Below are 13966 nucleotides of genomic sequence, written 5' to 3' on the forward strand. Positions count from 1 at the left end.
AAAAACATTATAAATTACACGCAACAAACAACACACAGTTCACCTTGAATCAGAAGAAAACGACGCATAATACGCGAACCATACCCAGAAAATATCACATCGTATTTTGGTTGGGATATTTTAGCTTTAACGTCCTTCGTTGGGGAAGTTACTTTGACGACTATTGGTATTCGTTAAAATCTAACCTCGTAGAATTCCCCTTACACATCCTCTTGGTCTATGCCAACCTGTACTATTTTATTCCTAAATTTCTAATACAAAAAAAGTACAAGCGTTATATTGTATCCATTGTTGGTTCCCTAACAGCACTGTACATAGTGCGAACGGCTCTTACCTATTTATTGGTCACCAAAAACATTTGGCCAGAAGCCGCAGCAGGACAGGAAGCTTTTAGTCTGAATCATATTATTGCAGTAACCCTCGGTGAATTTTATGTTTTGGCTGTAGCCACAGCCATCAAGCTCACCATTGATTGGGTACAGCAGCGTCAACGTATAGAGAACTTGAAGAAAGAACAGCTAAAAAGCGAATTAAACTTTTTAAAAGCACAGATCCAACCGCATTTCTTTTTCAACACGCTTAACAACCTCTACGCCTTAACCCTAGAAAAATCGAATCAAGCGCCTTCGGTGGTCTTAAAATTATCCGACATCATGCAATACGTCATTTACGACATTGCCGCTCCGAAAGTTCCCTTACTAAAAGAAATTGAATACCTTCAAAACTATATAGACTTGGAACGATTTCGCTGTCATGAAAATGCCACCATTGAATGTAGCATAGACGGAGACGTTACAGGTGTAGAAGTTCCTCCAATGATTTTCTTACCGTATTTAGAAAATAGTTTTAAACACGGAAATAAATACAGTGACGATTTTTATATCTATATTAGTTTCGAAAAAACATCCGAAAAACAACTAGTCTTCCGAATAACAAACTCGCTTCATCCTTCTGATCACAGCAGTACAGCTGGAATAGGCAATAACAATACACAACGAAGACTAGATTTGCTATACGGAAACGAGCATACACTCACGATAAACAGCAGTACTAACTCGTTCGAAGTATCATTAAAACTACCACTAACCCTAAACGACACAAAGTGAAAATACAATGTATTATCATAGATGATGAGCCTTTGGCAATCAAGGTTATCCAAAATCACCTCAACGAATTCCCTAACATTGCGGTGATTGACACCTTTAACAATCCATTAGAAGCCATTCAAACCTTGGAGCAGGAGAACATCGATGTTCTGTTCCTAGATATCAACACACCTAAAATGAATGGATTGGATTTTCTTAAAAACATTCCTGTTAAACCGCAGGTCATAATCACCACAGCCTACCGCGAATTCGCAGCAGAGAGCTATGACCTAGACGTATTGGATTACTTGGTCAAACCCATCCCTTTTCCGAGATTTCTAAAATCAATTAATAAGCTCACTCAGCAATTACACCTCAAACACCCGCACCCAAACGCAACACCAACCGAAGGTTCCTATATCTTTTTAAAGGTCGATAAGAAACTCGTCAAGGTTAAGTTTGAGGATATACTATATATAGAAAGTCTTAAAGACTACATCAAAGTATGTACTCGTCAAGGAAATTACATAGTTCACAAATCTCTCACGAGCATCACAGAAGAACTCCCGAGTACTAACTTTTTACGAACACATAGATCGTATACCATTGCCATTGACAAAGTCAATTCTATTGAAGGCAATTCATTAGAAATCCAAGACAAGCGCATCCCTATTGGAAGAAAGTACCTAAATATAACCAAGCAAATAATTTTAAAAAATCAAAATCTTTAACCAGAAATACCGCTACTGACTTGATTTTAGGTTTGTTTAGCAAACAAACAATGTCGTTGGTAGATTTTTTTTCCGGTCTTTCTATAAGATTCCTAGTTTTCAATTCTAAAAAATCAATTAATGATTAACTTAACTACCCTAGACTACTGTATCATAGCCTGTTTCTTCGCTATTGTCTTAGCCATTGGAATCATCGTTTCAAAACAGTCAGGAAAAAACTCAAATGAGTATTTTTTATCCGGACGTAACATGCCCTGGTGGTTGTTAGGACTCTCCATGGTAGCTACGACATTTTCAACAGACACGCCAAACCTCGTAACAGATATAGTCCGCAACAACGGAGTTGCTGGTAACTGGGTATGGTGGGCTTTTTTAGTAACTGGCCTGCTCACGGTTTTTGTGTATGCAAAACTCTGGCGCAAGTCAAATGTCACCACAGATATTGAATTTTACGAACTCCGTTACGGAGGCAAACCTGCACGTTTTCTAAGACAACTCAGAGCCGTTTATTTAGGAATCGTATTCAATGTTATGGCAATGGCCGCAGTGACACTGGCCGCCATAAAAATTGGAGAAATCATGCTAGGACTCACCCCTGAAGAAACCATCATATATGCCGGAACAATCACAGTATTATTCAGTGCTATTGGAGGTTTTAAAGGTGTTGTATACACAGACTTCCTCCTCTTTTTTGTCGCTATGGCAGGTGCCATCGGTGCTGCCTGGTACCTCGTAAATTTACCAGAAGTTGGAGGCCTAGAGCGTTTGGTTAACCATGAGGCCATAGTTGACAAACTGGCCATCTTACCCGACTTTAGCGATACTGAAGCACTTATAAGTCTCTTAATTATTCCTTTTGCCGTTCAGTGGTGGAGTGCCTGGTACCCAGGTGCCGAACCTGGAGGAGGTGGATACATTGCCCAGCGTATGCTAGCCGCTAAAGATGAAAATCACGCCATCGGCGCTACCTTCTTTTTCAACATCATGCACTACGCTTTACGTCCGTGGCCTTGGATTTTAGTTGCCTTAGCTTCTCTTATCGTATATCCAGACTTAGCGAGTATTCAGGAAGCTTTCCCGAACGTATCTCCAGATAAACTCGGACATGACTCCGCATATTCAGCAATGCTAACAAAACTCCCTAGTGGATTGTTGGGAATTGTTTTAGCGTCACTTGTAGCCGCTTATATGAGTACCATTTCTACCCACCTTAATTGGGGAGCCTCATACATTGTAAACGATTTATACAAACGCTACCTCAACCCAGAGGCCAATGAAAAAAAGCTGGTAGGTGTTGGACGAATTTCTACCGTAATCTTAATGATTTTTAGCGCTTATTTTGCTCTAAAACTCCAGAATGCTATTCAGCTATTCAATATTATTTTGATGTTTGGAGCGGGTACTGGACTCATTTTTATTTTGCGTTGGTTTTGGTGGCGTATCAATGCATGGAGTGAAATTTCAGCAATGTTTGTATCCGGAATCATTTCGTTACTTATCAATTTCACTTCTGTAGGAACGCTTTTGTTCCAACCAGAAACGGGTATTTTCCCGGGGTGGATGAAATTTCCCTTGATCGTTTTAATCACAACCATCGCATGGATCGTTGTTACTTTCTTAACCCAACCGGAATCCAAAGAAACCCTGTATGCTTTCTATCAAAGAATTCAACCTGGTAAAAGAGGTTGGTCTCCGATCCTAACCCAAGCACAAGAAGAGAATATCAACATCGTCACTGAAAAGGGCACCTCTCTACCTCAGGGGATATTAGCAATGTTACTCGGTATTGCCGTAATCTATTTTTGCATGTTCGCCACAGGAAATTGGCTTTATGGTAATTATGGCCTTGCCTCATTACTTACTGGAGGCGCTGTTATTTCGGGGTGGTTATTGACGAGTGTTTGGAAAAAAATCAGTAAAACCATTTTGTAAACATGAAACGATTAGCGTCTGTTGACAACTTGAGAGGACTTACAATTATTGCCATGATACTGGTTAACAACCCCGGTTCTTGGAACGATGTCTACTCCCCACTCCTACACAAACCCTGGAATGGTCTCAGCCCAACAGACTTAATCTTTCCTTTTTTCTTGTTTGTTGTAGGCATTGCTATTAGTCTTGCCTATACTGACAAGGTCATCACCCAACAAACCTATAAAAAAATACTACTGCGCAGTGCCAAACTCATAGGGCTCGGACTCTTGATCAACCTCTTTACTCCGTATTTCCCTTTTTTCCAAGACTTAGATACGGTTCGCATTCCAGGAGTATTGCAACGAATTGGTGTCGTGTTTTGTATCGGGGCACTATTATTTTTAAACGCAAATTCACTGACCTTGCTCGGTACTGCCATGGGGGTATTACTCGTGCATTATTGCCTACTCACGCAAGTTAACTTACCCAACGGATTGGCGCCAACGCTTGAGAATACAAACAACAACTGGAATAACCTTATTGACCAGGCCGTTTTCGGGTCGCATCTTTGGCAAAAAAATTTTGACCCAGAGGGGATATTGGGCACCCTTTCAGCAATTGCGACCTGTTTGTTTGGCATTTTAACAGGAAAACTGATACACCGTGCAAAACAACAAAAATTACGAATCTTACTTTTGGCTGGAATCGGATTAATTCTTTTAGGTCACTTACTTGATCCGTATTATCCCATCAACAAAAGTTTATGGACAGCGAGTTTTACATTCGTTACCAGTGGTTGGGCGTTGTTAGTATTCAGCCTTTTCTAGTACCTCAACGACATTAAAAACATTGCTTTTCCATCGATATTGACTGCCGTTAGCAAAAATGCCATCGGTATTTATGTACTCTCCATGCTCCTTTCCAAAAGTTTCTATCTCATTAAAGTCAACTCGAATGAAAATCTTCATAGCTTTTTATTTAAGCAACTACTCACTGTTTCTACCGATACCAAATTGCTCTCTTTGATTTACGCTCTTGTAGTGGTGAGTTTTTATGTATTGGTAAGCTATTACTTACGTAGAAAAAACCTTTATTTTAAAGTTTAACAGCATGATATCTTTATGTACTTCTCCCGCTGCCTACAACCTCGAAAAAGACACCCGTTTTTTTCAGGCTCCACCCTATTATTGTTTTCAATACCAATCAAACCTGCCCTTAGAAGCGTACCATACCTTCATTAACTGGACCTATGGTGTATTTGACCTGTTCTTAAAAGACTCCCAAAACGAATATCATTATATTTATTTTCCTAACGGAATCATCGAAATTTCACCTTTCACTAATGGGATGGTCGTAGTACTTATAAAAAGTAAAACCAGTGAAAAAGGACAATTTTTCTTAAGAGAACTCTTTTCACTATTAAAAAACTCAAAAAAAACAAAACCATAACATTCTGATAACGTGACAACAAAACAAACCACCTTAAAAAACTCAAAAAAAAGTGTGAAAAAAATTTTTCCAGTACGCAAAAAGCTCATATCTTTGCCACGCTTTTAAGGCAGACGCCGATATAGCTCAGCTGGCTAGAGCAGCTGATTTGTAATCAGCAGGTCGTGGGTTCGAGTCCCTCTATCGGCTCAAAACAAAAAGTGCTAACAGAAATGTTAGCACTTTTTTTATGCACTATTTTTTCTATAAATTTGTTAACTCAATATCACAAGAAATTAAATGAAGAATATTTTTGTAATCGGCATTGCAGGAGGAACGGGAAGTGGAAAAACCACTGTGGTAAATCAAATCATCAACGAACTCCCGGCAGATGAAGTTTGTGTTATCTCTCAAGACTCTTACTACAAAGAAACTGATAACCTAACTTACGAAGAACGCACTAAAATCAACTTTGACCATCCGAGAGCCATCGATTTTGACTTATTAGTAAATCACCTGAAAGGCTTAAAAAACGGAGAGATCATTGAACAACCGATCTACTCTTTTGTCGCGCACAACCGTACCAAAGACACCATTAAAACACACCCGAGAAAAGTGGTTATTGTCGAAGGTATTCTCATTTTTAACAGCAAAGAACTTCGCGACTTATGCGACATCAAAGTATTTGTACACGCCGATGCTGACGAGCGCCTTATCAGAAGAGTTCGCAGAGATATTAAAGAACGCGGAAGAGATGTTAATGAAGTACTGAGCAGATACCAAGACACACTGAAACCGATGCATCAGCAATTTATCGAACCTACTAAAAATTACGCGGACATTATTATTCCAGGTGGAGGACACAACAAAGTAGCCATCGATATTGTGAGAACCGTAATTAACGATCGCTTATAGTCATGGAAAAACAAACACCAAAAAAGAAAAAATACGTTGGAATTTTCGCCAATCGATACCTATTAATTTTAGGGGTGTTTGTTATATGGATGGTATTCCTCGACAGAAATTCTTACCTTACACACAAGGAGTTCAACAAGGAGATTGAAGAACTAGAAACTTGGATTGACATCCACAAAAAAATCATAGAAAAAGACAAGGAAACGATCAAAAAACTGGAAAACAGTAAGGAACTAGAACGCTATGCGCGGGAAAAGTACTTGATGAAAAAGAAAAACGAAGACATCTATATTATAGAATTTGACACCCTAAAGTAATAATGGATAATTATTTATTTGACGAATTTGAAAAAGTAAGCCCACAGGCCTGGAAAAATAAAATCCAAGTAGACCTCAAAGGCGCCGATTACAATGAAACCTTATTGTGGGACAACAACGAAGGAATTCGAGTAAAACCTTTTTACACCAAAGAAGACCGCGCTAGCTTTGACATAAAGCTACCATCTTCCAATTTCAATATTTGTCAAAAAATACAGGTTGACAACGAAGTTTCAGCGAACCAAAAGGCCAAAGACGCACTACAAAGAGGAGCCGATGCCATTGAGTTTATCTGTGTAAAAAGCATAGACCCTGTGATATTGCTCAAAGAAATAGATGTTAAACACACACACTTCTATTTTCGATTGAATACACCGAATGAGGAACTTGTCAATCACATTCGAGAGTCCGTAAAACAGGCTACGATCTTTTTCAATATAGACCCTATAGGTACGCTTGTGAAAACAGGGAACTGGCACCGTAACTACAAAGCGGATACAGCACTCTTAAACAAGCTGTCAACGATTCAAAATTCACTACTCGTAGATGCCAGTACGTATCAGAATGCAGGGGCTAACTGCAGTCAACAACTCGCCTATGCGCTTGCACATACACACGAATACATCGCACAATTAGGGCCCAATTGTGTCCCTAACCTACACTTTCGCTTTGCCGTTGGTTCCAACTACTTTTTTGAAATTGCCAAATTGAGAGCCTTCCGAGTTTTACTGGCAGAACTTATGAGTTTTTTAGCCCTTCCAAACACGAAGGCCGCCCATATTTTTGCAGAGCCAAGCACGCGAAATAAAACCTTGTACGATTACAACGTAAATATGCTGAGAAGCACTTCGGAAAGCATGAGTGCTGTGCTCGGTGGAGCGAACACTGTGGCCAACATTCCCTATGACGATTTGTTTCACGAAGCGAATGAGTTTGGTGATCGCATTTCGAGAAACCAACTGTTGATTCTCAAAGAAGAATGCGAAATGGAAACACCTCATACCATCGCAAACGGAGTCTATTATATCGAAGCACTCACACAACAGCTCGTACAAAAAGCACTGGAAATATTTAAACAGATAGAAAAAGGAGGAGGCCTTCTTAAACAATTAAAAGAAGGTACTATTCAACGTAAAATAAACGAGTCAGCACAGCGTGAACAAGCAGATTTTGACCGCGGAGAGCTGGTACTTTTGGGTACTAACAAAATCCAAAATGACAACGATAGGATGAAAGGAGAACTTCAAAAATCACCGTTTTTAAAAGAACGCAAAGAAAAAACCTTATTACAGCCGATATTACCTAAACGCCTAGCAGAAAAACTAGAACAAAAACGCTTAGAAAATGAGTAGAAAAGACTTTTCCAATTTTACCATAAAAAATCAGGTAACAGAAACGACGAGCCTATTACACGAAGATTTTGTAGCCGGAATTGCACCTAATTTACGAGGCCCCTACTCTACTATGTACGTGAGAAGGCCTTGGACCATTCGACAGTACGCCGGTTTTTCGACTGCAGAAGAGAGTAACGCTTTTTACAGAAGAAACTTGGCCGCAGGGCAAAAAGGACTGTCGGTAGCTTTCGATTTAGCCACTCACAGAGGGTACGACTCCGACCACGAACGCGTTCAGGGTGATGTTGGAAAAGCAGGAGTAGCCATTGATTCTGTTGAGGACATGAAAGTACTGTTCGATCAGATTCCACTGGATAAAATGTCTGTTTCCATGACGATGAATGGTGCTGTTTTACCCATTCTCGCATTCTATATCATTGCAGCAGAAGAACAAGGCGTTGCACAGCATTTACTTTCGGGGACGATTCAAAATGACATCCTCAAAGAATTTATGGTACGTAACACCTATATCTACCCTCCGACTCCTTCTATGAAAATTATTGCTGACATTTTCAAATACACGAGTCAGAACATGCCTAAATTCAATTCAATCTCTATTTCGGGTTACCACATGCAAGAAGCGGGTGCCACTCCTGAGATTGAATTAGCTTACACCTTGGCGGATGGACTTGAATACATCCGAAAGGGAATTGAGGCCGGAATGGACATCGATAGCTTTGCACCTCGACTGTCTTTTTTCTGGGCGATTGGAATGAACCACTTTACAGAAATTGCCAAAATGAGAGCTGGAAGAATGCTCTGGGCTAAAATTGTAAAGCAATTCAACCCAAAAAACCCAAAATCACTTGCTTTAAGAACACACAGTCAAACAAGTGGATGGAGTTTAACAGAACAAGATCCATTTAACAATGTGGCCAGAACCACTATAGAAGCCATGGCAGCGGCTTTTGGAGGTACGCAAAGCTTGCACACCAATGCCTTAGACGAAGCCATTGCCTTACCTACAGACTTTTCTGCGAGAATTGCGAGAAACACACAAATTTACTTACAGCAGGAAACGCATATTACCAAAACGGTAGACCCTTGGGCTGGAAGCTATCACGTAGAACAAAAAACAGAGGAAATCGCAGCAAGAGCTTGGGAATTGATTCAAGAGGTAGAAAACCTTGGAGGGATGACCAAAGCCATTGAAAAGGGAATTCCTAAAATGCGAATTGAAGAGGCAGCAGCCATCAAACAAGCCAAAATTGACAGTGCACAGGACGTCATTGTCGGTGTTAACAAATACCAACTTGAACAGGAAGATCCCTTACATATTTTAGAAGTAGATAATCAAGCCGTTCGCCAATCGCAAATTGAACGCCTGAACACTCTAAAAGAGGAACGCAATCCAGAAACGGTAAAAGCGGCACTGGCTGAATTAGAACAGTGTGCAAAAACCGGAAACGGAAACTTACTTGATTTAGCCGTAAAAGCAGCTCGACAACGAGCGACACTCGGTGAAATCTCAGATGCCTTAGAACGTGAATTCGGACGACACAAAGCCGTTCACAAAACCATATCAGGAGTGTATAGTAAAGAAATCAAAGACGATGCCCTATTCCAAAAAGCATCACTACTCGCCGATGAATTTGCAGAAATTGAAGGACGACGTCCTCGAATTATGATTGCCAAACTCGGACAGGACGGTCACGATCGCGGGGCCAAAGTAGTTGCTACCGGATATGCTGACCTCGGTTTTGACGTGGATATAGGACCGCTGTTCCAAACTCCACAAGAAGCCACCAAACAAGCCATCGAAAACGACGTTCATATACTTGGAATTTCTTCGCTGGCCGCTGGTCACAAAACGCTCGTGCCTCAAGTAATCGCCGAACTAAAAAAATACGGTCGTGAAGACATCATGGTCATCGTAGGTGGTGTAATCCCTGCACAAGACTACGACTACCTTTTTGAAGCCGGAGCAGTAGGAGTCTTTGGACCAGGAACAAAAATTGCACAAGCTGCCATAGATATGCTTGAAATACTAATCGAAAGCAGTGAAGACGAATAACTATGAACATTCAATTTATCAATAGAACCACAGGAAAGACAGAACAGGAAACACCTCCTGGAGAAGGCTTTTTAAAATTTATTTACGAAAACCCTATCGGAAAGCTAACATTGCTACCGTTGGTGAAACGAAAACTCATTACGAGTATCTATGGTACTATGATGGACAAACCATCTTCTGTAAAAAAAATTCCTTCTTTTGTCCAACAATTAGGTATTGATTTATCTGAAGCTGCAAAAAAACTAGAAGAATTCACCTCTTTTAACGATTTCTTTTACAGAAAACTAAAACCCGGCGCTCGTCCTATCGGTTCGGATGTCGTTTCTCCTGGAGACGGAAAGCTCTTAGCTTTTCAATCTGTAGCACAGGTACATAATTTCTTCGTAAAAGGTAGGAAATTCACGGTAAGCGAATTTTTAGGAGACGCTCAACTAGCTAGTAAATACGAAAAAGGAAGCATGCTTATTTTGCGATTAGCTCCCAACGATTATCACCGTTATCACTTTCCGTATGCCGGACTACCCAGCAAGAGTACCTTAATCAAAGGAAATTACCTCTCGGTATCTCCTTATGCTTTAGCGAGTAACTTTACACGTGTATTTTGTGAAAACAAACGCGAAATATGTAGCTTACACACACCGGATAAAGGCACGATACTATTACTTCCTGTAGGAGCTACCATGGTAGGAAGCATTATCAGTACTTACACTGCTGATCAACCGGTAAACAAAGGAGATGAAATGGGCTATTTTGCCTTCGGGGGGTCAACGGTTGTCATGCTTTTCGAAGAAGGTCAAATTACCATCGACGAAGATTTACTCAATAATACTGCCAACGGAATGGAAACCTTTATAAAAATGGGAGAGCGCATTGGAAAATAGCGCTCTTTTTTTCACTTCTCTACTCCCTACTACCCATTTTTTATAATCAGTTTTAATAACAAATTAAGAAACGATTCATCAGGTCATTAAAGCTTTAATGCGTAAATTTGCAAAGTTTTATTCTTATCAAATTTACCGATGAAAAAAATCCTAAATATACTCTACTCAACAAAACTGATGGCCGTTTTATTTTTGGTATACGCTGCTGCAATGGGGATTGCAACGTTTATTGAAAATGACTACGGAACTCAAACTTCTAAAGCCCTCGTTTACAACACGTGGTGGTTTGAAGTTATCATGATATTCTTTGTAATTAACTTTTTCGGAAATATTTTTAGATACCGCCTCTACAAAAGAGAAAAGTGGGCTGTATTTCTATTTCACATTGCCTTCCTTTTCATCTTAATTGGTGCAGGAATCACTAGGTATATCAGTTATGAAGGAATCATGATTATTGATGAAGGAGAGGCTACTGACACTTTTTACTCAGACACGAACTACTTGAACGTGATTATTGATAATAGTAAATTTCAAAAAGCGACGGCGAACAAACTACTATTATCTGCGTGGGGTACCAATGAGGTTGCTTTTAACGAAGTATTCCAACCGACACCTGAAGACAAAGCCCATACTATTGACTTCAAACTCGTAAACTACATTCCGTGGTCAGAACGCAAATTCGTAGTCGATGACAATGGTGTTGAACATCTCTTTTTGGTGGAAAGTTCCTCTGGATCAAGACATGAGCACTACATTAAAAGAGGAACCATCGAAAACATTCACAATATACTAGTCGGGTTTGATGCTCCAGAAGACAATGCAAATATCAACTTCAAATACGATAACGGAAGTTTAAAATTAAAAGCTAAAAGCGATGGTGATTGGTTTAGAATGGCTGACCAAAAGAAGGGAGCCATTGTAAAAGACAGTTTACACCATTTTCAATACCTAACCCTGCACAACGTAGGTGGATTGCAGTTTGTAGTTCCTAAAACACCTGAAAAAGGAGGTATGCAAACCTTGAGAGGTAAAAAAGACAAGACAAAATACGATACTGTCGTTTTTGACATCACCGCCAACGGCGAGACAAAACGCGTTACTTTTTACGGAGGGCAATTCAATGTTGACAATCAAGAAAATTTTAGCATCGGTGAGCTAAACTTTAGAGCCTGGTACGGGTCTAAGCAACTACAAACACCATTTAAAATTAAGCTCAACGATTTCCAATTAGAAAAATATCCAGGATCTGAAAGTGCTGCTGCCTTTGCGAGTGAGATCACCGTTATCAGTCCTGAAGAAACCTTTGATTTCCGTATTTTCATGAATCATATTTTAGATTACCAAGGCTACAAGTTTTTCCAATCGAGTTATAAAATTGAAGGAGAGCACGAACAAACTCACCTTTCTGTAAACCACGATTTTTGGGGTACTTGGATTACCTATATAGGATATTTCATGTTATTTTTCGGTTTGCTTGCCGGTCTGTTTGTGAAAGGTACTCGATTTGACCACCTCAAAAAGGCGCTTGCTAAAATAGAAAAGAAAAAAAGTGCTTTAACCCTATTATTAGTAGTCTTTTCAACGTTGACTTTTGCACAACACGGAAGCACACATGCTCCAAAAGCACTAACAGAAGCTCAAATAGACTCTATTTTTAAAGCCAATACTGTGAGTAAGGAACATTCTGATCTTTTCAGCACCCTTGTTATTCAAGATGCAGGAGGAAGGATGAAACCTGCCCATACCTTTGCTTCCGAACTCGTAAGAAAGGTGTCGCAGGGAGAAAAATTCAGAGGCATGGACCCGAGCCAAGTGTTCTTATCGATCACAGAAAACCCGATGTTTTGGCTAAATGTTCCCTTTATCTATCTAGAAAGAGGGAATACACAGATTCGTGAAGTGCTCGGTGTAGACAAAGATGCAAAATACGCTCGATTCATAGACTTTTACACCCCTACTGGAGCGAGGAAACTTGACAAACTCGTCATAGAGGCTCAAAAGAAAAAAATTCAAAACAAATTCGAAAAGGACGTTATTAAAATTGAAAAACGCGTTTGGTTGTTATCACAAGCTTTGGGAGGAGGTATGCTTCGCATATTCCCAATTCCTAATGATGAAAACAACAAATGGGTTTCACAACCTGAAACTGCTCAAGCTAATTTTAAAGGAACTGATTCGGTTTTTGTTCGTCAGTCATTACCGGTATATTTGCAATTATTGCAAGCTTCAAAAAAATCGGGAGACTATACTGAAACTAACAAAATGCTAGACGGGATCAAAAGATTCCAACGCAAGCACGGATCGGAAGTAATGCCTTCGCAAGAGAAAATCGATTTAGAAATTGCTTATAACAAATCAAATATTTTCGTCAATCTATCGAAAGTATATGCTGTGGTAAGTGCCCTGTTGTTTTTATTGGTGTTCTTCCAAATTTTATCCAACAAAAAGTGGGTTAATAAAGCCGTTAAAATAATGATCTATCTCGTTATGGTAATAACAACCGTACACGCTTTAGGATTGGGTGCACGTTGGTACATCAGTGGGAATGCTCCTTGGGGTAATGCCTATGAAGCTGTCATATTTGTGGGCTTAGCCACCATGTTTTTCGCATTGGTAATTGGAAGAAAGTCGTCTTTAACGATTACAGCTACCACCTTCCTAACCGCGATCATTTTAGGATTCGCTCACCAAAACTGGTTAGACCCAGAAATTGCCAACCTAGTTCCTGTGTTAAACTCATGGTGGATGTACGTACACGTTTCGGTTATTGTTGCGAGCTACGGACCCTTTGCGATGGCCATGATTTTAGGGGTATTTGCCATGTTCTTAATCATAGCAACTACCAAAGCTAATCGCAAAACAATGGAAGAACGAATTAAAGAACTTACTGTCATCAACGAAATGGCTATGACCGTTGGGCTCGTGATGTTGACCATAGGAAACTTTTTAGGTGGAATGTGGGCCAACGAAAGTTGGGGGCGCTATTGGGGTTGGGATCCTAAAGAAACATGGGCACTGGTCTCTATTATGGTTTACGCCTTTATACTACACATGCGCTTAATTCCCGGATTACGATCGCGTTACACCTTTAACTTGTGGTCAATTATCGGATTTTACGCCATCATGTTTACCTTTTTCGGAGTAAACTTCTACTTGTCAGGATTGCATTCTTATGCAAGTGGAGATAGGGTAATTACGCCTTCATCTGTATATTATTCGATAGGGTTTGTAATAATAGTAGGAATTGCTGCTTGGTATAAGCATCAAAAATTTTACAAGAAATAAAA

12 protein-coding genes and 1 tRNA gene are annotated in these 13966 nt (G+C 39.8%); 12 read left to right on the plus strand and 1 reads right to left on the minus strand.

Going from position 1 to position 13966, the window contains the following annotated elements; all coding sequences use genetic code 11:
• The first annotated feature begins 44 nt into the window (after positions 1-44).
• The 4 genes from ACKTS5_RS17465 (at position 45) to ACKTS5_RS17480 (ending at position 4557) form a co-directional block, all read left to right on the plus strand.
• Positions 45-1106 carry a sensor histidine kinase gene (locus ACKTS5_RS17465; protein ID WP_408045169.1) on the plus strand — a complete coding sequence of 354 codons (1062 nt, stop codon included), beginning with the start codon at positions 45-47 and terminating at the stop codon, positions 1104-1106.
• Complete coding sequence (locus ACKTS5_RS17470) at positions 1103-1816, plus strand: LytR/AlgR family response regulator transcription factor (RefSeq protein WP_408045170.1); 714 nt, start codon at positions 1103-1105, stop codon at positions 1814-1816. The genes ACKTS5_RS17465 and ACKTS5_RS17470 overlap by 4 nt, the downstream gene beginning before the upstream one ends.
• Positions 1817-1936: 120 nt before the next feature.
• Entirely contained in the window at positions 1937-3748 is a 1812-nt protein-coding gene (locus tag ACKTS5_RS17475) for a sodium:solute symporter family protein (protein ID WP_408045171.1), read from the plus strand.
• A 2-nt stretch (positions 3749-3750) separates the two neighbouring features.
• Entirely contained in the window at positions 3751-4557 is an 807-nt protein-coding gene (locus ACKTS5_RS17480) for an acyltransferase family protein (protein WP_408045172.1), read from the plus strand.
• On the opposite strand, the gene ACKTS5_RS17485 is transcribed toward ACKTS5_RS17480, so the two are convergent.
• The gene (locus ACKTS5_RS17485; RefSeq protein ID WP_408045173.1) at positions 4537-4698 is read right to left on the minus strand and encodes a hypothetical protein; all 162 of its coding nucleotides are present in this window, start codon (positions 4696-4698) and stop codon (positions 4537-4539) included. The two genes, ACKTS5_RS17480 and ACKTS5_RS17485, sit on opposite strands and share 21 nt — an antisense overlap.
• Before the next feature lie 142 nt (positions 4699-4840).
• Between ACKTS5_RS17485 and ACKTS5_RS17490 the strand changes: the two genes are divergently transcribed.
• From ACKTS5_RS17490 to ccsA, 8 genes are all read left to right on the plus strand, one after another.
• A complete protein-coding gene (locus tag ACKTS5_RS17490) occupies positions 4841-5179 on the plus strand; it encodes a hypothetical protein (RefSeq protein ID WP_408045174.1) in 339 nt (112 codons plus the stop codon).
• Between the two features lie 115 nt (positions 5180-5294).
• A tRNA-Thr gene (locus ACKTS5_RS17495) sits at positions 5295-5368 on the plus strand.
• 99 nt (positions 5369-5467) lie between these two features.
• Entirely contained in the window at positions 5468-6073 is a 606-nt protein-coding gene (gene udk / locus ACKTS5_RS17500) for a uridine kinase (protein ID WP_408045238.1), read from the plus strand.
• Between the two features lie 2 nt (positions 6074-6075).
• The gene (locus ACKTS5_RS17505; protein WP_408045175.1) at positions 6076-6390 is read left to right on the plus strand and encodes an FtsB family cell division protein; all 315 of its coding nucleotides are present in this window, start codon (positions 6076-6078) and stop codon (positions 6388-6390) included.
• A gap of 2 nt (positions 6391-6392) precedes the next feature.
• A complete protein-coding gene (locus tag ACKTS5_RS17510; protein ID WP_408045176.1) occupies positions 6393-7742 on the plus strand; it encodes a methylmalonyl-CoA mutase subunit beta in 1350 nt (449 codons plus the stop codon).
• Entirely contained in the window at positions 7735-9798 is a 2064-nt protein-coding gene (gene scpA, locus ACKTS5_RS17515) for a methylmalonyl-CoA mutase (RefSeq protein WP_408045177.1), read from the plus strand. Before ACKTS5_RS17510 ends, scpA begins: the two co-directional genes overlap by 8 nt.
• A gap of 2 nt (positions 9799-9800) precedes the next feature.
• Positions 9801-10679 (plus strand): archaetidylserine decarboxylase, encoded by an 879-nt coding sequence (asd, locus tag ACKTS5_RS17520; RefSeq protein WP_408045178.1) that lies wholly within the window; start codon positions 9801-9803, stop codon positions 10677-10679.
• 138 nt (positions 10680-10817) lie between these two features.
• Positions 10818-13964 carry a cytochrome c biogenesis protein CcsA gene (gene ccsA / locus ACKTS5_RS17525; RefSeq protein WP_408045179.1) on the plus strand — a complete coding sequence of 1049 codons (3147 nt, stop codon included), beginning with the start codon at positions 10818-10820 and terminating at the stop codon, positions 13962-13964.
• Positions 13965-13966: the final 2 nt, after the last annotated feature.

This window comes from Tenacibaculum litopenaei, from assembly GCF_964514025.1.
Classification (GTDB): Bacteria; Bacteroidota; Bacteroidia; order Flavobacteriales; family Flavobacteriaceae; genus Polaribacter; species Polaribacter litopenaei.

Excerpts from the sequence above, each read along its gene's own strand:
- ACKTS5_RS17475 (WP_408045171.1), top strand. The coding sequence starts at position 1,937 with ATGATTAACTTAACTACCCTAGACTACTGTATCATAGCCTGTTTCTTC.
- ACKTS5_RS17480 (WP_408045172.1), top strand. The coding sequence starts at position 3,751 with ATGAAACGATTAGCGTCTGTTGACAACTTGAGAGGACTTACAATTATT.
- ACKTS5_RS17485 (WP_408045173.1), bottom strand. The coding sequence starts at position 4,698 with ATGAAGATTTTCATTCGAGTTGACTTTAATGAGATAGAAACTTTTGGA.
- ACKTS5_RS17490 (WP_408045174.1), top strand. The coding sequence starts at position 4,841 with ATGATATCTTTATGTACTTCTCCCGCTGCCTACAACCTCGAAAAAGAC.
- ACKTS5_RS17505 (WP_408045175.1), top strand. The coding sequence starts at position 6,076 with ATGGAAAAACAAACACCAAAAAAGAAAAAATACGTTGGAATTTTCGCC.
- ACKTS5_RS17510 (WP_408045176.1), top strand. The coding sequence starts at position 6,393 with ATGGATAATTATTTATTTGACGAATTTGAAAAAGTAAGCCCACAGGCC.
- scpA (WP_408045177.1), top strand. The coding sequence starts at position 7,735 with ATGAGTAGAAAAGACTTTTCCAATTTTACCATAAAAAATCAGGTAACA.
- asd (WP_408045178.1), top strand. The coding sequence starts at position 9,801 with ATGAACATTCAATTTATCAATAGAACCACAGGAAAGACAGAACAGGAA.
- ccsA (WP_408045179.1), top strand. The coding sequence starts at position 10,818 with ATGAAAAAAATCCTAAATATACTCTACTCAACAAAACTGATGGCCGTT.